This window comes from Methylovirgula sp. 4M-Z18 (assembly GCF_037890675.1).
Classification (GTDB): Bacteria; Pseudomonadota; Alphaproteobacteria; order Rhizobiales; family Beijerinckiaceae; genus 4M-Z18.
The window spans coordinates 3,764,975-3,784,593 of sequence record NZ_CP149574.1 but is presented as its reverse complement, the minus strand read 5'-3'; the positions used below and the strand labels follow the sequence as shown (position 1 = coordinate 3,784,593).

The window sequence follows — 19,619 nt, the reverse complement described above, 5'->3', positions numbered from 1 at the left end:
TGGTGTGACGTGAGGCGGGTGTGGCGCGGAAGCAATCCAGGCAACACCGTGATGATGGCGAGCGCATGCCCGCCTCCTGTTGTGACCGAACAGTCGATTGGGCGGCGTGTTTGACCGCGCTGGTCCGGATACAGGAGAGGCTTCATGATCGTCTTGTCGAACGCCGCCGGGATTGATGCCGGGCGGGATTTTCTGGATGTTGCGGTTGAACCGTGCGGCCATGTTCGCCGGGTCGCCAACGCACCTGCCGGCATCAAGGCCTTGCTGGCCTGGCTGACGCGCCGACAGGTGCGGCGCGTCGTGCTGGAGGCGATCGGCCCCTATGCGGCGCGCCTCGTGCGGGCCCTTGCCGATACCGGTTTCGAGGTCGGCCTCGTGGATCCGCGCCGCATCCGGGCCTGGCGGACCGCCGAAGGACGTCGGGCCAAAACGGATCGGCTGGACGCCAAGCTCATTGCGCGCTTTGCTCTGCGCATGGAAAATATCATCCGCCCCGTGCCCACGCCCCAGGCCCAGCGCATCAAGGCGCTGTCGACACGCCGTCGGCAGATCGTCGAGATGATTGCGATGGAAAAGACCCGTCTGAAGCAGGCTTTTGACGCGGACATCGCCCAGAACCATCGAGAGACGATCGCTTTCCTGACGAGCCAGCGCGCGGCGCTCGAGGCGGAGTTGACCGCATGCCTGACGGCCGACGATGGCGGCGCCCGCCTAGCCCTACTGCAGACTGCGCCAGGGGTCGGGCCGGCGGTGGCCATCACGCTCCTGGCGGACCTGCCGGAACTCGGAACGCTGGATCGGCGGGCCGTGGCTAGCCTCGCCGGCCTCGCGCCCCAGATCACCCAGAGCGGTCTCGACAAGGGGCAAGCGCACATTGCGGGCGGACGCCCCTGTCTGCGCAATGCGCTCTATATGGCGGCCCTTGCGGCAACCCGATCCAAATCCGGAATGCGCAGTGAGTATGAAGCCATGCGCAACGCCGGAAAACCACCCAAGGTCGCTCTCATCGCCATCGCACGAAAACTCCTGGTCATCCTCAACCATATGATGCGCGAGCGCCGACCCTGGACACCAAATCCCTCACAAAAAACTTGACGCAAAACACAGTCGCCATCTCCTAACCTATGGACCGTGACAGATCCCCTTGACCCATCGCTACCGCAGCTTTGCGCCCGATCGCAGCGGAGCCGATTGCAGCATAACTTACGGGAAAGTGGATGGATTGCTTCGCTTACGCTCGCAATGACGGCATATAGGTCAGCGCTTAGGCCCGTGATGTTAGACGGGTGGATCTATTGCCCTTCTGTCGGCAGTTTGGACGCGTTCCATCCGCCGCCAAGCGCGACGATCAGCGACACGCTCGCGAGATAGCGTTGTTCGCGCGTCGTCAGCGCCGATTCTTCGTCCGACAGGGCCGTGGTTTCCGCCGTCACGACGGTCGTGAAATTTTGCGTTCCGGCCTGATATTCGTTGAGCGCGATCTGCACCGCTTGCCGCGCCGCCGTCACCGCCTCGATCTGGACTTTTTCCTGGGCGGCGAGGATGCGCATGGCGGCGAGTTCGTCTTCCACCTGTTGGAAGGCGGTCAGCACGGTCTGCCGGTAGGTGGCGACGCTCGCTTCATACGTCGCTTTCGCCCCCGCAACTTGCGCCTCGGTCAAACCGCCGTTGAAAATCGTCTGCGCCATGGAGAGGCCGATCGACCAGGCCGGATTGGCCGGGGAGGCCTTGGCCGTCGTGCCGGTCACGCCAAGTGCGCCGGAGAGCGAGATATCCGGATAATAGGCCGCCATCGCGACGCCGATCAAAGCGTTCTCTTCCTTCATCGCCCGCTCTGCCGCGACGATGTCGGGACGGCGTTCGAGCAAGGTGGAGGGCAAGCGTGGCGGCACATTCGGGATATTGTGCGCGAGCGCTCCATGAGGAATCGACAATTCCGCCGGCGGCTTGCCGGTCAGAACAGCGATCGCATGTTCGAACTGTCGGCGCGCCACCTCGGTGTTGATCTCCTGCGCCTGGGCGGACAGCAATTGCGCTTGCGCCGTGATCACGTCCGAGCGCGCCGTGGTGCCGGCCTTGTATTGGTTCTGCGTGATGTCGAGTGAATGCTGATATTGTTTGACCGTATCGGCCAGAAGATCGTGCAGCGAATCCGTCTCGCGCAATTCGAAATAGGCGGTGGCCAGCGAGGACTGCGCCGAGAGGCGCGCATTGGCGAGATCGGCGGCGCTGACTTCGGCGCCGGCTTCCTTGCTCTCGATGGTCCGCCGCACGGAGCCCCATACGTCGAGGTCCCAGGAGGCATTGGCCGTGAGCGACCCGGTGCTCGTGGCGGTGCTTTTGCCGCCGCCCGTGCCGGTGCCGCTGCGCGTGGCCGACCCGTCGAGCGTCAGGTCCGGAAAGAGCGAGGCACGGGCTTGGGCGATCAGCGATTGCGCCTCGCGGTAATTGGCTTCGTCAGCTTTGATTGTCTGGTTGCTGATCGCGACCTGCGGTTCGAGCCGGTTGAGTTCGGCGTCGCCGAAAACGGTCCACCAATCGCCTTTGTCGAGATAATCGTGCGGCTCGCCGAGCTTCCAACCCTTGATTTCCTTGTACTGGGCCGGGACGGGGGCATTCGGTTTGGCGTAATCCGGCCCAACTGGAGCGCAGCTCCCCAAGCTCAGCCCGGCGATAATCAGTCCCGAGCCATAGCTCGCCCATACGCAACGCATTAATGAACTCCCTCCGTGCCGTCGTCGGGCAGCCCCAAATAGCCGCGCCGCCATAGCACACGCAACCACAGACTGAAACGATCCAAATAGAGATAGATGACAGGCGTTGTATAGAGCGTCAGCACCTGGCTGACGATCAATCCGCCGACAATCGAAATTCCGAGCGGATGGCGCAGCTCCGATCCTTCACCCGTACCGAAGGCAAGCGGCAAAGCGCCGAGCATAGCCGCGCACGTGGTCATCAAAATCGGGCGGAAGCGCAGCAGGCAGGCCTGGGTGATCGCGTCGAACGTGTTGAGGCCGGCATGCTTCGCCTGGATCGCGAAGTCGATCATCATGATCGCGTTTTTCTTCACGATGCCAATGAGCAGAATGATACCGATGAAGGCGATGAGCGTGAGCTCGGTGTTGAACATTTTCAGCGCCAGAAGCGCGCCGACCCCGGCCGAGGGGAGGGTGGAGAGAATGGTGATCGGATGAATATAGCTCTCGTAGAGGATGCCGAGCACGATATAGACGGCAACGAGCGCCGCCAGAATGAGCCAGCCGAGCTGGCCCATGAATTGGGCCGAACTGGCCGCGGTTCCGGCAAATGAGCCGCGGATGGTCGACGGCATCTGAATATCGAGAATCGCGTTTTGAATTTCCTGCTGCGCCTCGCTGATGGTATGGCCAGGCGCCAGATTGAACGAAATGGTCGAGGCGACGAACGAGCCTTGATGGTTGACGGCCAGCGGCGTCAGCCCCGGTCCGAAATGCGCGACGGCGGCGAGCGGGATCATCGTCTCTTTGCTCGTCGAAACCGAGGCGCCGGCGGAAGCGGCGGACTTGCCGGCCGCCGCCAAGGAATTGGTTGCAAGATTGCGGGCCGAGTCAGACGCGATGGTCGCGGCCTCGGTTGCCGAGCCGGTCGCGGTGGAACTTTCCTTGCTGTATGTGCCGGCGGTCGCATTCGTGCTTTGCGTGCCGGAGGGGTTGGCACCCGATTTCGAGACCCAGATATCGCGTAGCGTCTGCGGATCCTGCCAGTATTTCGGCGCGACCTCCATCACCACATGATATTGGTTGAGAGCGCTATAGATCACCGACACTTGCCGTTGGCCGAACGCATCATAGAGGGTGTTGTCGATCGCGCTGATCGTCAGGCCGAGGCGATTGACCGTGTCGCGGTCGATCTGCACATCCTGTTCCAAGCCCTTTTGCTGCTGATCGGAATTCACATCCGTCAAGATTTTCGACTTCTGCAGCGCTGCCAGCAAACGCGGACCCCATGTGTAAAGCGTGGTGGTGTCGTCGGATTGGAGCGTATACTGATAAAGCGCATTGCTCTGCCGGCCGCCGACCCGAAGGTCCGCCGCCGGCTGCAGAAAGAGCCGTGCGCCCGCGACTTGCGAGAGCTTCGGCCGAAGCCGCGCGGCGACCTGGTCGCTGGTCAATTTGCGCTCCGACACGGGCTTCAGCGAAATGAACATGAAGCCGGAATTGGTCTGCCGCCCGCCCGTGAATCCCACCACGTGATTGACAGCCTGATCGGCGGCGACGATGTCCTGCATCTGCTTGAGCTTATCGCGCATGAGCTGGAACGAGATGCTCTGGTCGGCCTGAATCGAGCCGATCATCAGGCCATTGTCCTGCACCGGGAAGAGACTGGAAGGAATATGCGTGAAGAGATAGAAGTTGAGGCCGACGGTTGCAGCCAGGACGATGACGACGATTCTCGAATGGATGAGCGCGCCGGCCAATGTCACGCGATAAAAGTTCTGCATCGCCTCAAAGCCGCGCTCGCTCAAACGGTAGAGCCGTCCGTGCCGCATGGCGCTGACATTGGGCAGAAAGCGCGAGCACAGCATGGGCGTCGTGGTGAGCGAAATGCCGAGCGAAATCAGCACTGCCATCGACAATGTCACGGAGAATTCGCGCAGCAGGCGGCCCGGCAAGCCGCCCATCAGCAGCAGCGGCACAAAGACGGCGATGAGCGAGATGCTGATGGAAATCACGGTGAAACCGACTTCCCGTGCGCCCAGCAGAGCCGCTTCCATGCGGCTTTTGCCCTCTTCCATATGCCGCGCGATATTTTCGAGAACGACGATTGCGTCATCGACGACGAAGCCGGTCGAAATGGTCAAGGCCATCAGCGACAAATTGTCGAGGCTGAAGCCGAGAAGATACATGGCCGCGAATGTGCCGATGATCGAGACCGGCACCGCGATGCTGGGAATGCTCGAAGCCTGCACGTTGCGCAGGAAAATGAAGACGACGAGAACGACGAGAGCGACCGATATGACCAGCGTGCGCAACGTATCGGAGAGCGATGTGCGGATCGTCTGGGATCGATCCATCGCAATGGCGACGGAGACGTCACCGGGCAATGCCGATGTCAGATAGGGCAGTTGCGCACGGACATCGTCGATTGCCTTGATAATATTGGCGCCCGGCTGCCGGTAAAGGATGACGAGAACCGCCGGCTGACCGTTGGAAAGCCCGGCATTGCGCAGATCCTCCACCGAATCGAGCACCTCGCCGACATCCGCCAGCTTCACCGGGGCGTTGTTGCGATAGGCGATCACCAGGTCGCGATATTGCTCCGCCTTGCTCGCCTGGTCGTTGGTGTAGATCTGATAATGGTTGACGTCGTCCTCGATCGCGCCTTTGGGGGCATTCGCATTCGCCGACGCGAGTGCGGCGCGGACATCCTCGAGGCCGATGCCGTATTTGAAGAGTACGCTCGGGTTGAGTTCGATGCGTACCGCCGGCAGCGCGCTGCCGTTCACATCGACTTCGCCGATGCCCGGCATTTGCGACAGGCGCTGCTGCAGGATATTGGAGGCCGCGTCATAAAGCTGGCCTTGCGTGCGTGTCGGCGACGTCAAGGCGAGCACCATGATCGGACTGTCGGCCGGGTTGACCTTGTGATAGGTCGGATTGGCGCGCAGGCTCGTCGGCAAATCCGCGCGCGCGGCATTGATCGCCGCCTGCACGTCGCGGGCGGCGCCGTTGATGTCGCGATCGAGGCCGAATTGCAAGGTCACGCGCGTGTTGTTGACCGCGCTTTGCGAGGTCATTTCGGTGACGTCGGCGATCTGGCCGAGATGCTTTTCCAAAGGCGCCGCGACGCTTGCAGCCATCGTATCCGGATTGGCGCCGGGCATGTTCGCCTGAACCGAGATCGTGGGAAAGTCGATCTGCGGCAGCGGCGAGACCGGCAATTTGCCGAAAGCGAAAAGTCCGGCAAGCGCAACGCCGATCGTCAGCAGCGTCGTTGCGACGGGCCGCTTGATGAAAAGCGCGGATATGCCGGACTGAATGCCGCTCATGCGCGTACCGCTCCAGGGGAGCTCGATGCGCCGAGACGCGCACCGATGCGTTCGAACATCAGATAGATGACCGGTGTCGTGAACAGCGTGAGGACCTGGCTGACCGCGAGGCCGCCGACAATTGCGAGGCCGAGCGGATGGCGCAGTTCCGACCCGACACCGGTGCCGAGCATCAACGGCAGGCCGCCGAACATCGCGGCCATGGTGGTCATCAAAATCGGACGCAGGCGTAGGAGGCAGGCCTGATAGATCGCGTCGCGTGGCGCCAATCCGTCAACGCGCTGCGCGTCGAGCGCAAAGTCGATCATCATGATGGCGTTCTTCTTCACGATGCCGATGAGCAGCACGATGCCGATAATGCCGATCACGTCGAGATCGGAGCCCATGGCCATCAGGGCTAGCAGCGCGCCGATGCCTGCCGAAGGCAAAGTGGAGAGAATGGTCAGCGGGTGGATGAAGCTCTCATAGAGCACGCCCAGCACGATATACATCGTCGCGACGGCGGCGAGCAGCAAATAAAGCTCGTTGCTGAGCGACGATTGGAAGGCCGCCGCCGCGCCCTGGAAGCTGGTGATGAAACTGCTTGGCAGCTGAATGTCGTCTTCGGCCGCGCGGATCGCATCGACCGCGCCGCCGAGCGATGCGCTGGGAGCGAGGTTGAACGAGATCGTGGTCGAGGGGAACTGGCTGATATGGGAGATCTGCAGCGGCGATTTACGCACCTCCGTCGTCGTGATGCTTTGCAGCGGGACCTGTCCGGTGGAGGAGGCCGAAGACGGCAGATAGATCGCATCCATCGAGTCGATCGATGTCTTCAAAGTGGGCAAGACGTCGAGAATGACGCGGTACTGGTTGGCTTGCGTGAAGATGGTCGAGATGATGCGCTGGCCGAACGCATCGTAGAGCGCATTGTCGACCGTCGCGGGCGTGATCCCGAAGCGCGCGGCCGTCGGCCGGTCGATGGTCATGAAAGCGGAGAGGCCGCTTTGCTGCAAATCGCTCGCGACGTCGGTGATGTCGGGGATCTTCTGCAGGCGCGCCAGCAATTTGGGCGTCCAATCCTGTAGATCCTGCAAGTTGGCGCTCTGCAACGTGAATTGATATTGGGTGGCGCTCACGCTCGTGTCGATGGTGAGATCCTGCACCGGCTGCATATAGAGCTGAATCCCGGAGACGCTTGCCGCCTCTTGTTCAAGGCGCCGGATGATCTGGCTCGCGCTCAAGGTCCGCTCATTGTGTGGCTTGAGGTTGATGAGAAAACGCCCGGAGTTCAGCGTGATATTGGAGCCGTCGACGCCGATAAAGGACGACAGGCTCACCACATCCGGATCTTTGAGAATGACATCGGCCAGAGCCTGCTGGTGTTCCGACATCGCCGTGAACGATGAAGATTGCGCGGCCTGCGTGATGCCCTGAATGACGCCCGTGTCCTGCACGGGGAAGAAGCCTTTGGGAATATAGGCGTAGAGATAGGCCGTGACGACGAAGGTGGCGAGCGCCAGCAGCAACGTCACGCCTTGAAAATCGAGCACGAGATTCAGCAGGCGGCCATAGATGCCCACGATGAACTGGAAGAAGCGTCCGCCCGCTGCCTTCTCCTCGACTGGCGATTTTGGCGCCGTCGCTTCGCCAACCGGCGGATGATGCGGCTTGAGCAATTTGGCGCAGAGCATCGGCACCAGCGTCAGCGAGACGATGGCGGAGATGACGATGGTGACCGCCAGGGTGATCGCAAATTCGTGGAACAGGCGCCCGACGACATCGCCCATGAACAGCAGCGGAATCAGCACCGCGATGAGCGAGATGGTGAGCGAAATGATGGTAAAGCCGATCTGCTCCGAACCTTTGAGCGCGGCCTCCAGGGGCGAATGGCCCATTTCGAGATAGCGGGCGATATTCTCGATCACGACGATCGCATCGTCGACGACGAAACCGGTCGCAATCGTCAAGGCCATCAGCGAGAGGTTGTCGAGACTGAAACCGACCTCGTACATCAGCGCCAATGTGCCGATGAGCGACAAGGGCACGGAAAGACTCGGAATAATTGTCGCCGGTATATTGCGCAAGAAGAGGAAGATCACGAGCACGACGAGCCCGACCGCCAGTGCCAATTCGAACTCGACGTCCTGCACCGAGGCGCGGATGGTGATCGTGCGGTCGGTCAGCGGCGTGACGGTCAAATCCGCGGGGAGGCTTGCGGTGAGTTGCGGCAGGAGCTTCTTGATGCTGTCGACGGTTTGAATGACATTGGCGCCAGGTTGACGCTGAATATTGACGATGATCGCGCCGGTCCGATTCATCCAGGCGGCAAGCTTGTCGTTCTCCGGCCCGCGTTCGATGGTTGCCACATCGGACAAGCGTATCGGTGCGCCGTTGCGATAGGCGACGATCGATGCCGTATAGGCGCTCGGGTCACGGATCTGGTCGTTGGCGTTGATCGAGAAGGATTGCGACGGCCCGTCGAAATTGCCCTTGGGCGTATTGACGTTCATGTTCGAAATCGTGGTGCGCAGATCGTCGAGATTCAGCCCATAAGCAGCCAGTTTGCGCGGATCGGCATGAATGCGGATCGCCGGACGTTGACCGCCCGAGAGGGAAACGAGGCCGACCCCTGGCACCTGCGACAATTTTTGCACGAGGCGCGTTTCGATCAGGTCCTCGATATCGATGAGCTTCGTCGTTTTCGATGTGACGCCGAGGGTCAGGATCGGCGCGTCGGCCGGATTCACCTTGGCGTAAATGGGCGGCGCCGGCAGATCGGAGGGCAAAACATTGTTGGCTGCGTTGATCGCCGCTTGCACCTCCTGCTCGGCGACATCGATGTCGATATCGAGGCCAAAGCGCAAGGTGATGACCGACGCGCCGGCCGAGCTTTGCGATGCCATCTGATCGAGATTCGGCATCTGGCCGAATTGCCGCTCCAGCGGCGCGGTCACCGAGGATGTCATCACCTCCGGGCTGGCGCCGGGATAGAAGGTCTGGACCTGGATGGTCGGATAGTCGACCTCAGGCAGGGCCGACAGGGGCAGGAAGCGATAGGCGACGATGCCGACCAGCAGGATCGCCGCCATCAACAGGGATGTCGTGACCGGACGCTCGATGAATAGGCGCGATGGGTTCAAGATCCGTCCTCTGTCTCAAAACCCGCGACGCAAGCCCGCGCGGATTTCAACCTGATTATGCCAAAGGTCGCGAGAAGCGACCTTTGGACCGCTCTTCATTTTTCGCTCCCGCCTTGAAAAGGCGAAAAATGAAGAAAGGAACCAACGGTCACTTTTCGTGACAGTTGGTATTATTGTGCGGCAGGGGCTGAATCGGGCGTGCTGCCAGCCTCTTTCTTATCGCGCTTCTTGTGGCCTGATGGGCTCGTGCCGCTCGCGTCCGGTGCGCTCGCGTCGCCGGTGCCGGTCTTGTCATGTTTGCCGTTGCTGCCCGTTTGTTGGCCGGTATTCGTATCGGTTGCGGAAGTTGCCGCGGCGTCGTTGCGCACCAGCACTTTGGCGCCTTCTTTCAAGCGGTCGGCACCGTCGATGACGACATGCTCGCCCGCCTTCAGCCCGGAAAGGATTGCGGTGCGCTCGCCATCGACCGGGCCGGTCTTCACGTTGCGAACGCTGACCGTGCTGTCATCGTTCACGACATAAACGAAGCTGCCCTGTACGCCCTGCTGAATGGCAGCATTGGGCGTGACGATGGCGCCCGTCATCGTATCGACCAGCAATTGCACGTTCACGAATTGCTGCGGAAACAGGATGTCATCCTTGTTGTCGAAAATGGCACGCAATTTGACGGTGCCGGTCGTTGTATCGATCTGGCTGTCGACTGCGGCGAGCTTGCCGGTCGAGAGCTTCGTCACATTGGCGCGGTCATACGCCGTTGCCGTCAGCTCCGCCCCGGCACGCATGCGCGTCATCACCTGCGGCAGGCTGTCCTCGGGAATCGAAAAAACGACGCTGATCGGTTCGATCTCCGTGACGACGACAAGGCCGGTCGTACTCGACGAGGTCACATAATTGCCTTGGTCCACCTGGCGCAGACCGACGCGGCCGGTGACCGGCGAAACGATATGACAATAATTGATATTCAGTTTGGCCGAATCGATCTGAGCCTGATCGGCGGCCATCGCGGCGGCGTCCTGCTGCACGAGGAAGACCTGGTCGGTCACCTGCTGCCGTGCGATCGAATCCTGCCGGTTCAAAGTCTCGTACCGGGTCAGATCCGATTGCGCCTGTTCGTGCAGCGCGGTGTCCTTGGCAAGCTGTGCCTGGGCTTGCGCCAGCGTCGCCTGGTAGGGACGGTCATCGATCTGGGCCAGGAAGTCGCCGGCCTTGACCATCTGGCCCTCGACAAAACCGATCTTTTGCAATTGCCCTGAGATCTGCGTCTGGATCGTCACGGTCGCCAAAGGGGTGACCGCGCCGAGGGCGTTCAAAGTGATCGGCACGTCGCTGGTGACGATTTCGGCGTCGCGAATGGTCTGTGGTTCATTGCCGCCGGCAGATCCTCGGCCGCCGCCTGCGGGCGCTGACGGACTATCGGTCCCACCCTTATAGTGCTGCCACGCGAGATAGCCGCCGAAGGCCAAACCCAGGACAACGAGCCATCTGACAAGCCTGCGCCCGCCGCGGCCGGGCGCCGTTTGAACTCGCACTGGTCCCGACGGATTGGGTGGTGCCGTCTCAGTCATTCTGGGTCCTCACAAAGTCTGTTCGCTTTGACACGCAAAGACGCAGATTTCAATATTTCAGGCGCTCAAGAACCGCGAAACCGCGTTAAACTTTCTTAAGGATCAAGCGTTTACGCCGGTTTCCCCAGGGGGCAACTCGCCCCTGCTGCCCACCCGCGGAACGAGGGGGCGGTAGGAATATGCAGCAACAATTGCGCCTTCTCGAGGCCTGCGGAGCGGACCTCTCCGTCGCCCGGCCCGACGCAGTTTTAGGTCCTGTGTCTCATTCCGGGCGGGGGATAACATATTGGAATTTTTGATCCTTTTGTGAGGCGGGGCCATCTGGGAAGGGGGTCCTCTCGTTTATAATGTGTCCGCTGCGGCCTTCGTTTTGGCCGCAGCCGACCTTCCCCACCATGTCATATTCGCTTTATGAAAAATCGGTCACAATTCGAAAGGTTGTCGCCTTCTTGTGCGGCGCGATATAGAACCTTCTATCCTCTGTCCGGCGTTTTCACTCCGGCCGTTTCTTTGGAGATACTGCATGACGCTCAAGTCCCGTACTGCCGTTGTGACCGGTTCCACCTCCGGCATTGGTCTTGCCATCGCGCGCGCATTTGCTGCAGAAGGCGCAAATATCGTGATCAATGGCCTTGGCGATGCCGACGCGATCGAGACCGAGCGCGCCAAGATCGAAAAGGACTTCGGCGTCCTTTGCTCCTATTCCGCGGCCAATATGCTAAAAGCCGACGAAATTCACGGCATGATCACGGATGCGGAGGCCAAATTCGGCTCGGTCGACGTGCTGGTCAACAATGCCGGCATTCAGTTCGTTTCGCCGATTGAAAGTTTCCCGGCTGACAAGTGGGACCAGATCATCGCGATCAACCTCACCGCCGCGTTCCATGCTATTCAGGCCGCCGTGCCGGGCATGCGCAGCCGCAAGTGGGGCCGGATTATCAATACCGCATCGGCCCATTCGAAAGTCGCCTCGCCGTTCAAATCCGCCTATGTGTCGGCCAAGCACGGGCTTGACGGTCTGACCAAGACCGTGGCGCTCGAAGTCGCCAAGGACGGCGTGACCGCCAATTGCATCTCGCCCGGCTATGTTTGGACGCCGCTGGTGGAAAAGCAGATTCCCGAGACGATGGAAGCGCGCCACATGACCAAGGAGCAGGTCATGAATGATGTGCTGCTCGCCGCCCAGCCGACCAAGCAATTCGTCACCGTCGAGCAGGTCGCTGGCCTGTGCGTGTTTTTGTGCTCGGATGCCGCCGCCAACATCACCGGCGCCAATCTGTCGATCGACGGCGGCTGGACGGCTGAGTGATGGCCAAGGCACCGCAGAACACGCCGAGCGAGCCGGGCGTGAAGCATGTCAACGTTGCTCTGCAAGGGGGAGGCGCCCACGGCGCCTTCACCTGGGGCGTGCTCGATGCGCTGCTCGCCGACGGGCGAATCAAATTCGAAGGGATCAGCGGTACCAGTGCGGGCGCGATGAATGCCGTTTGCTTGGCGGACGGCATGCGCGAGGGCACGCAGGCGGCCCGCGATCAGCTCAAGCGCTTCTGGCGGGCGATCAGCACGGACGGCGCCTTCTCGCGGCGCCAACGGACATATCTCGATGCCTGGATGTCAATGTTCGGCGGGCCGATGACGGGGATCAATTGGTTCGGCAATCTGACCAATTATTTTTCGCCCTATCAGCTCAATCCGTTCGACCTCAATCCGCTGCGCGACGTGGTGGAACGCGAAATCGACTTTGAGGCGGTGCGCAAGACCGATCATCTCAAGCTCTTCATCGCCGCCACCAATGTCTATACCGGCAAGGTGCGCGTTTTTCGGCGCGAAGAATTGACCCTCGACATGGTGATGGCCTCCGCCTGTCTGCCGACTGTCTATAAATCCGTGATGATCGATGGCGAGCCCTATTGGGACGGTGGCTTCGGTGGCAATCCGGTGCTTTATCCGTTCTTTGCCGAGACCGAGACGCTCGATATCATTCTCATTCAGGTCAATCCGGTCGAGCGTCACCAGCTTCCCGAATCGTCACACGACATCATGGAGCGGATGAACGAAATCACGTTCAATGCGCCGCTTCTGCTAGAGCTTCGCGCGATCGACTTCGTCGGCCGCCTGATCGATGAGGGGCGCCTGACCGGCACGCATTACAAGAAAATTCGGATGCATCGGATCGAGGCGCATGACGAATTGAACAAATTCGGTGCCGATACGAAGATGAATGCCGAATATGATTTTCTACGACGGCTGCGCGATATCGGCCGTGCGGCGGGCGAGCGCTTCTTGAGCGATCATTATCAGGATGTCGGCGTCCGCGGGACGTTCAATATTCGGAAAGAATTCGCGTGATGCTTTGAAGATTCTAGAGCAATTTTGCGTTCTTTCAGAATCGCAAAATTGCTCTATTTCCCTGTTTGGTCGCATTTTCGCTGCGCGGACCGCCGGTTCTTGACCGAAAAGTTGCGCAACTTTTCTGGAAAATGCTCTGACCCATTCCGCTCAGGATGCGTTATTTCTGGCGCGCGCGTTTCGGCGAGCTTTATTGCGCCCGATCCTCCAAAGTTTTTTGCACCCAGAGCGCCAGGAGCGTCCACAACGCACCTGAAAGCAAATAGCCACCTGCGGCCGGCAGGCCGAGCTTATCCGTGAGCACCAGCGCAACAACGGGCGCAAATCCGGCGCCAAACATCCAGGCAAGGTCCGCTGTCAAAGCGGAGCCGGTGTAGCGGTAATTGATCGGAAAGGCAGAGGCCACCGCACCCGACGATTGGCCGAAGGAGATACCAAGCAGGACGAAGCCGACGGCCATGTAAACGATCTGGCCGATCTCGCCGCGATCGAGAAACTGCGGTGCATAGCCGCTGTAGAAGCCAATCGCGATGGCGCTGACCACGAGCAGCATGCGCCGCCCGATCCGGTTGGCGATCGGGCCCGAGGCGATGATTGCGATCACACCCAATAACGCCGTGATCATCTCGATCACGAGAAAGCGCACCGGTTCCTGCTTGGTGAAGATGAACACCCATGACAAGGGAAACAACGTCACCATATGGAACAGAGCGAAGCTGGCGAGCGGCGCGAACGCCCCCAGCCAGATGGTGAAGCCTTGCTGGCGGATGGTTTCGCCAATCGGTGAGGGTTGCAGCTCCTGACTGGCGAAAAGCTCCTCGTATTCCGGCGTTGCGACGATGCGCAGGCGCGAGAACAGCGCCACCACATTGATGGCGAAGGCGACGAAGAACGGGTAGCGCCACCCCCAGTCAAGGAAATCCGATAGTCCGAGACTCCCAAGGAAATAGGCGAAAAGTCCACTTGCGACGATCAGTCCGAGAGGCGCGCCAAGCTGCGGAATCATCGCGTAGGATCCGCGCTTTTCGACTGGGGCGCTGAGATTCAGCAATGAGGGCAGGCCATCCCAACTGCCGCCGAGCGCGAGGCCTTGGCCGACGCGCAGGATCGAAAGAAGGATGGCCGACCAATTGCCGATCTGCTCATAACCCGGCAGGAAGGCGATCGCCGCGGTCGAGCCGCCCAGCATGAAGAGCGCGATGGTCAGTTTGGACGTGCGGCCGAATTGGCGATCGATTGCGGTGAAGATGATCGACCCGAACGGGCGTGCGATGAAGGCGAGCGCGAAAATCGCGAAGGAATAGATCGTTCCGTGCAACGCATCGAGATTGGTGAAAATCAGTTTTGGGAACACCAGAACCGAGGCAATAGCATAGACAAAAAAGTCGAAATATTCCGACGTGCGACCAATGATCACACCGATCGCAATTTCTCCCGGTGTAACCGTGTGGCGGTGCGACCGCTTTTGGTGTACGTCTTCGTGCAGGGTCACTGGCGTTGAGGGGGTCATGTTCGGGGCGCGCTCCAGACCGGGTCCAGACAATCAATTAAGACGCCTTTTGCCCTCTTTGTCTACTTTATGTCATTGGACAAAATGTCCAATGTCGCGGGTAGGGAGGCAAAAGTATTCTGGCATGATGGGAACACGATCACTCTCCTTTGTGCGCCGGACGCCTTGGCGTCTCCTGGCTCTCGCTCCGCTGCTGCCTTTGCTCGCGGGCTGCAACACAGTCGTTTTGAAGCCGTCGGGCGATGTCGCGGCGCAACAGCGCGACCTGCTGATCGAGTCGACCGGTTTGATGTTGCTGGTCATCATTCCCGTCATGGTGCTGACCGTCTTCTTTGCTTGGAAGTATCGGGAATCGAATAAGAACGCGCGTTACGAGCCGGATTGGGATCATTCGACCCAGCTCGAACTCGTCGTCTGGGCCGGTCCGCTACTCGTCATCATCTGGCTCGGCGCAATCACGTGGATGGGCACGCATATTCTTGACCCTTATCGCCAGATTGCGCGGATCGCGCCGGACCAGCCGGTCTTCAGTAGCAAGCCGCCGTTGCAGGTCGAGGTCGTGGCGCTCGATTGGAAATGGCTGTTCATCTATCCGCAATATGGCGTCGCCTCGGTCAACGAGCTTGCCGCGCCGGTCGACCGGCCGATCGATTTCAATATCACCTCGTCCTCGGTGATGAATTCCTTCTATATTCCCGCGCTCGCCGGGCAGATCTACGCGATGCCCGGCATGGTCACGCAATTGCACGCGGTGATCAATGCGCCCGGCAATTACGACGGCTTTTCGGCGAATTATTCGGGCGCGGGCTTTTCCGGGATGCAATTCCGCTTCCATGGCCAGAGCGCGAGCGATTTCGATCAATGGACGCAGAAGCTGAAGAGCGCCGGCAATACGCTTGATCGCGATGCCTATAAGCAGCTCGAAAAGCCCAGCGAGAACGTGCCCGTGAGCTATTACGGCTCGGTCGCCCCCGATCTCTATCATGCGATCGTGAATCTTTGCGTCGACACCGGCAAGATGTGCCAGGACGAGATGATGCGAATTGATGCCAAAGGGGGCCTCGGGCTCGAAGGCGTCAACAATCTGGTGCCGCTCACCTACGACAAGTTTGCCCGCCGCGGCAGTGTGTTCGGGCCTGAGCCGTCCTATGTGGCTTCGCTCTGCGAGCGGCCCAAGAATAGTGAGTTGAGTTTCTGGAACCAGGATACGCTGCAGCTCAGGGACATGTCGCCGTTGCGCGGTGCCGGCTTGCCCGCGCCCGGAACTTCGCCCGAGCCCACCTCCTCCTTGTCTCCTCTTTAATTGGTTGTTGCGATGTCTGCTGATCCCGTGGCGGTGAGTCCTATTTTTGGCCGGTTAACTCTGGATGCCATTCCCTATCAGGAGCCCATCCTGGTCGCCACGTTCGCCGGGGTGGCGATCGGCGGCATCGCGGTGCTCGGGGCCATCACCTATTTTCGCCTGTGGGGCTATCTGTGGCGCGAATGGTTCACGACGGTCGATCACAAGCGCATCGGCGTCATGTATGTGATCCTCGGGCTCATCATGCTGCTGCGCGGCTTTGCCGACGCGATCATGATGCGCGCGCAGCAGGCGGTTTCCTTTGGTGACAACCAAGGCTTCTTGCCGGCGCACCATTATGACCAGGTCTTCTCCGCACATGGCGTCATCATGATCTTCTTCGTGGCCATGCCGCTGGTCACCGGCATGATGAACTATGTCGTGCCGCTGCAGATCGGCGCGCGCGACGTTTCGTTCCCGTTCCTCAACAATTTCAGCTTCTGGATGACGGTTGCCGGAGCGGTGCTCGTGATGATGTCGCTCTTCATCGGCGAGTTTGCGCGCACCGGCTGGCTCGCCTATCCGCCTTTATCGGGCCTCGCCTATAGCCCCGACTCCGGCGTCGACTATTACATTTGGTCGTTGCAGGTCGCCGGCGTCGGAACGTTGCTCTCCGGCGTCAATCTGGTCGCGACGATCGTTAAATTGCGCGCCCCCGGCATGACGATGATGCGCATGCCGGTGTTCACCTGGACCGCACTCTGCACCAACATTCTCATCGTCGCCGCGTTTCCGGTTCTGACCGCAGTTCTGACGCTTCTTGCGCTCGACCGCTACGTCGGCACCAATTTCTTCACCAATGATTTTGGCGGCAATCCGATGATGTATGTCAACATCATCTGGATTTGGGGCCATCCCGAGGTCTACATTCTCGTCTTGCCGGTGTTCGGCATTTTCTCGGAAGTCACGTCGACATTTTCGGGCAAAAGGCTGTTCGGCTACACGTCGATGGTCTACGCCACGATGGTGATCACCATCCTGTCCTACATCGTGTGGCTGCATCACTTTTTCACCATGGGCTCGGGCGCCAGCGTCAATTCTTTCTTCGGCATCACCACAATGGTGATTTCGATTCCGACCGGCGCGAAGATCTTCAACTGGCTGTTCACCATGTATCGCGGCCGTATCCGCTTCGAATTGCCGATGATGTGGACCATCGCCTTCATGCTGACCTTCGTCATCGGCGGCATGACAGGCGTGATGCTGGCGGTGCCGCCGGCGGATTTCGTGCTGCACAACAGCCTCTTCCTGATCGCCCATTTCCACAATGTGATTATCGGCGGCGTGCTCTTCGGCCTTTTCGCCGGGATCAATTTCTGGTTTCCCAAGGCCTTCGGCTTCAAGCTCGATCCGTTCTGGGGCAAGTTGTCCTTCTGGTTCTGGGTTGTCGGCTTCTATTTCGCCTTCATGCCGCTCTATGTGCTCGGCCTCATGGGCGTGACAAGGCGTCTGCGCCATTTCGACGACCCGAGCTTGCAGATCTGGTTCGTCGTCGCCGCCTTCGGCGCGGCTTTGATCGCGCTTGGCATCGCCTGCACGCTGATGCAGTTCTTCGTCAGCTTCATGAAGCGCGAGGCGTTGCGCGATACGACGGGCGACCCGTGGAACGGCCGCACACTCGAATGGTCGACATCCTCGCCGCCGCCGGAATACAATTTCGCGTTCACGCCTATCGTCCATGACCTCGATGCCTGGGCCGATATGAAAGCGCACGGCTATGTGCGGCCGCTGTCCGGCTTCAAGCCGATCCATATGCCGAAGAATACCGGAACCGGCGTCATTCTTGCCGGCTTGAGCGGGGCCTTCGGCTTTGCCATGATCTGGTATATCTGGTGGCTTGCGGCGTTGAGCATCATCGGCGTGCTCGTCGTCGCGATCGGCCACACGTTCAATTACAACCGCGACTTCCATATTCCGGTCGAGGAGGTGATCGCGACGGAAAATGCGCGTACGCAAGCGCTTGCGGCGGGAGAGTGACCATGTCTGACGTTGCAATCGCCCCCGCAAAAGCGCCCGCCTTTTACGTCGTCGACGAACACGATCATGCCGAAGGCCACAGCACGATGCTGGGCTTTTGGATCTATATCATGAGCGACTGCCTCATCTTCGCGATCCTGTTTGCGACCTATGGCGTGCTTGGCGGCAATTACGCCGCAGGGCCGTCGCCGAAGACTTTGTTCGATCTGCCGACGGTTGCGCTCAATACCACGATGCTGCTCATGTCCTCGATCACCTATGGCTTCGCCATGCTGACGATGGTGGAAAACAAGGTGCGGGCGACGCAATTCTGGCTCTTGGTCACGGGCCTGTTCGGCCTCGCGTTCCTCACCATCGAATTGCGCGAATTCGCGCATATGATCAGCGAGGGCGCGACGCCGCAGCGCAGCGCGTTTCTGTCCTCCTTTTTCACGCTGGTCGGTACGCACGGCTTTCACGTGACCTGCGGCCTCATTTGGCTGACCACACTGATGGTGCAGGTCGGCAAACATGGCCTGATCGTCGCCAACAGGCGCCGGCTGATGTGCCTCAGCCTGTTCTGGCACTTTCTCGACGTCGTTTGGATCGGCGTTTTCACTTTCGTCTATCTGATGGGGATTTTGCGATGAGCGCCGATGTGCATCACGACGATGGCCATGCGCATGGCACGCTGAAATCCTATCTGATCGGCTTCGGTCTCTCGGTTGTTCTGACCGCGATTCCGTTCTGGCTGGTGATGGCGCATGTCTTCGACAGCAACGCATTGACGACGGTCGCCGTTCTCGCCTGCGCGGTCACGCAGATGATCGTCCATATGATTTTCTTCCTGCATATGAATGGCAAGGCGGAAGGCGGCTGGACGATGATGTCGGCCATGTTCACCATTCTCCTGGTGGTGATCACTCTCAGTGGCTCGATCTGGGTCATGTATAATATGACCCGCAATATGATGCCGGCCTCCGCACAAGAAATACGGCAGATGCCGTGACGCAAATTGGAGACGATGCGCGATCGAAGCAATCTTCGCGCATCGCTTTCTCTGCTCTCTGCGTGATCGCCTTCGTCGTTTTCACGTCTCTCGGCATATGGCAAATTCAGCGCCGGGCGTGGAAGCTCGATTTGATCGCGGCGATCGACAGCCGCATCCACGCAAGTGCGACCGACGCGCCCGGACCTCAAAGCTGGCCGCAACTGAGCGCGGAGCATGACGCTTACAGGCATGTGCGGATCGAAGGCGCTTTTCTCGGCACGCCCCCCGTGCTCGTCCAAGCGGTGACGGAACTCGGGCCGGGATATTGGGTGATGTCACCGCTGCACGCCGCGCGCGGTTTCACCATTCTGATCAACCGCGGCTTTGTGGCGCAGGATGACAAGGACCGCGTTGCGCCGCCGCCCACTGACGCGACCGTGACGGGTCTTTTGCGCATGACGGAGCCGGGAGGCGGTTTCCTGCGCAAGAACGATCCCGATGCCGGCCGGTGGTATTCGCGCGACGTTGCCGCGATCGCTAAAGTGATGAATGTGCCGGATGCGGCGCCCTATTTCGTCGACGCCGATACCGCGCTGAGCGGGCCCGGCCAACCGTTCGGCGGTTTGACCGTGGTCAACCTTCCCAACAATCATCTCGTCTATGTGATCACGTGGTTTGCGCTTGCGGCCATGGCCGCCGCGGCGTGGGTAAAAGTCATGCGGAATAAAGCGTAATATCAGCGCCCCTTGGCTCGGA

13 protein-coding genes are annotated in these 19,619 nt (G+C 60.1%); 8 read left to right on the top strand and 5 right to left on the bottom strand.

Annotated elements, in window-relative coordinates; all coding sequences use genetic code 11:
• Nucleotides 1-144 precede the first annotated feature (144 nt).
• A complete protein-coding gene (locus V9T28_RS17445; protein WP_116401927.1) occupies nucleotides 145-1,095 on the top strand; it encodes an IS110 family transposase in 951 nt (316 codons plus the stop codon).
• 197 nt (nucleotides 1,096-1,292) lie between these two features.
• Here V9T28_RS17445 and V9T28_RS17440 read toward each other — a convergent pair whose 3' ends face one another.
• From V9T28_RS17440 to V9T28_RS17425, 4 genes are all read right to left on the bottom strand, one after another.
• The gene (locus V9T28_RS17440) at nucleotides 1,293-2,714 is read right to left on the bottom strand and encodes an efflux transporter outer membrane subunit (RefSeq protein ID WP_116400294.1); all 1,422 of its coding nucleotides are present in this window, start codon (nucleotides 2,712-2,714) and stop codon (nucleotides 1,293-1,295) included.
• Nucleotides 2,714-6,028 (bottom strand): efflux RND transporter permease subunit, encoded by a 3,315-nt coding sequence (locus tag V9T28_RS17435; RefSeq protein ID WP_116400293.1) that lies wholly within the window; start codon nucleotides 6,026-6,028, stop codon nucleotides 2,714-2,716. The genes V9T28_RS17440 and V9T28_RS17435 overlap by 1 nt, the downstream gene beginning before the upstream one ends.
• Nucleotides 6,025-9,150, bottom strand: a complete 3,126-nt coding sequence (locus V9T28_RS17430; RefSeq protein ID WP_116400292.1) for a multidrug efflux RND transporter permease subunit — start codon at nucleotides 9,148-9,150, stop codon at nucleotides 6,025-6,027. The genes V9T28_RS17435 and V9T28_RS17430 overlap by 4 nt, the downstream gene beginning before the upstream one ends.
• A 170-nt stretch (nucleotides 9,151-9,320) precedes the next feature.
• Nucleotides 9,321-10,715 carry an MdtA/MuxA family multidrug efflux RND transporter periplasmic adaptor subunit gene (locus V9T28_RS17425; protein WP_116400291.1) on the bottom strand — a complete coding sequence of 465 codons (1,395 nt, stop codon included), beginning with the start codon at nucleotides 10,713-10,715 and terminating at the stop codon, nucleotides 9,321-9,323.
• 523 nt (nucleotides 10,716-11,238) lie between these two features.
• Here V9T28_RS17425 and V9T28_RS17420 point away from each other — a divergent pair.
• Together V9T28_RS17420 and V9T28_RS17415 are read left to right on the top strand one after the other, a co-directional pair.
• Nucleotides 11,239-12,024: a 3-hydroxybutyrate dehydrogenase gene (locus V9T28_RS17420; protein ID WP_116400290.1), complete on the top strand. Its 786-nt coding sequence runs from the start codon at nucleotides 11,239-11,241 to the stop codon at nucleotides 12,022-12,024.
• Entirely contained in the window at nucleotides 12,024-13,064 is a 1,041-nt protein-coding gene (locus V9T28_RS17415) for a patatin-like phospholipase family protein (RefSeq protein WP_116400289.1), read from the top strand. Before V9T28_RS17420 ends, V9T28_RS17415 begins: the two co-directional genes overlap by 1 nt.
• Nucleotides 13,065-13,254: 190 nt before the next feature.
• On the opposite strand, the gene V9T28_RS17410 is transcribed toward V9T28_RS17415, so the two are convergent.
• On the bottom strand, nucleotides 13,255-14,574 hold the full coding sequence (locus V9T28_RS17410) for an MFS transporter (protein ID WP_116400288.1): 1,320 nt from the start codon (nucleotides 14,572-14,574) through the stop codon (nucleotides 13,255-13,257).
• 127 nt (nucleotides 14,575-14,701) lie between these two features.
• On the opposite strand from V9T28_RS17410, the gene cyoA reads away from it, so the two are divergent.
• Genes cyoA through V9T28_RS17385 form a run of 5 tightly spaced genes read left to right on the top strand, consistent with a single transcriptional unit; the run spans nucleotide 14,702 to nucleotide 19,597 of the window.
• Complete coding sequence (gene cyoA / locus V9T28_RS17405) at nucleotides 14,702-15,877, top strand: ubiquinol oxidase subunit II (protein ID WP_116400287.1); 1,176 nt, start codon at nucleotides 14,702-14,704, stop codon at nucleotides 15,875-15,877.
• Between the two features lie 12 nt (nucleotides 15,878-15,889).
• Nucleotides 15,890-17,893 carry a cytochrome o ubiquinol oxidase subunit I gene (gene cyoB / locus V9T28_RS17400; protein WP_116400339.1) on the top strand — a complete coding sequence of 668 codons (2,004 nt, stop codon included), beginning with the start codon at nucleotides 15,890-15,892 and terminating at the stop codon, nucleotides 17,891-17,893.
• A 2-nt stretch (nucleotides 17,894-17,895) separates the two neighbouring features.
• A complete protein-coding gene (gene cyoC / locus V9T28_RS17395; protein WP_116400286.1) occupies nucleotides 17,896-18,522 on the top strand; it encodes a cytochrome o ubiquinol oxidase subunit III in 627 nt (208 codons plus the stop codon).
• Nucleotides 18,519-18,881: a cytochrome o ubiquinol oxidase subunit IV gene (cyoD, locus tag V9T28_RS17390; protein ID WP_116400285.1), complete on the top strand. Its 363-nt coding sequence runs from the start codon at nucleotides 18,519-18,521 to the stop codon at nucleotides 18,879-18,881. Before cyoC ends, cyoD begins: the two co-directional genes overlap by 4 nt.
• On the top strand, nucleotides 18,878-19,597 hold the full coding sequence (locus V9T28_RS17385; RefSeq protein ID WP_245424046.1) for an SURF1 family protein: 720 nt from the start codon (nucleotides 18,878-18,880) through the stop codon (nucleotides 19,595-19,597). The genes cyoD and V9T28_RS17385 overlap by 4 nt, the downstream gene beginning before the upstream one ends.
• The last annotated feature ends 22 nt before the right edge of the window (nucleotides 19,598-19,619 follow it).

Bases quoted from the DNA above. Each gene is read 5' to 3' on its own strand.
- V9T28_RS17445 (WP_116401927.1), top strand. From the start codon at position 145: ATGATCGTCTTGTCGAACGCCGCCGGGATTGATGCCGGGCGGGATTTT.
- V9T28_RS17440 (WP_116400294.1), bottom strand. From the start codon at position 2,714: ATGCGTTGCGTATGGGCGAGCTATGGCTCGGGACTGATTATCGCCGGG.
- V9T28_RS17435 (WP_116400293.1), bottom strand. From the start codon at position 6,028: ATGAGCGGCATTCAGTCCGGCATATCCGCGCTTTTCATCAAGCGGCCC.
- V9T28_RS17425 (WP_116400291.1), bottom strand. From the start codon at position 10,715: ATGACTGAGACGGCACCACCCAATCCGTCGGGACCAGTGCGAGTTCAA.
- V9T28_RS17420 (WP_116400290.1), top strand. From the start codon at position 11,239: ATGACGCTCAAGTCCCGTACTGCCGTTGTGACCGGTTCCACCTCCGGC.
- V9T28_RS17415 (WP_116400289.1), top strand. From the start codon at position 12,024: ATGGCCAAGGCACCGCAGAACACGCCGAGCGAGCCGGGCGTGAAGCAT.
- V9T28_RS17410 (WP_116400288.1), bottom strand. From the start codon at position 14,574: ATGACCCCCTCAACGCCAGTGACCCTGCACGAAGACGTACACCAAAAG.
- cyoA (WP_116400287.1), top strand. From the start codon at position 14,702: ATGGGAACACGATCACTCTCCTTTGTGCGCCGGACGCCTTGGCGTCTC.
- cyoB (WP_116400339.1), top strand. From the start codon at position 15,890: ATGTCTGCTGATCCCGTGGCGGTGAGTCCTATTTTTGGCCGGTTAACT.
- cyoC (WP_116400286.1), top strand. From the start codon at position 17,896: ATGTCTGACGTTGCAATCGCCCCCGCAAAAGCGCCCGCCTTTTACGTC.
- cyoD (WP_116400285.1), top strand. From the start codon at position 18,519: ATGAGCGCCGATGTGCATCACGACGATGGCCATGCGCATGGCACGCTG.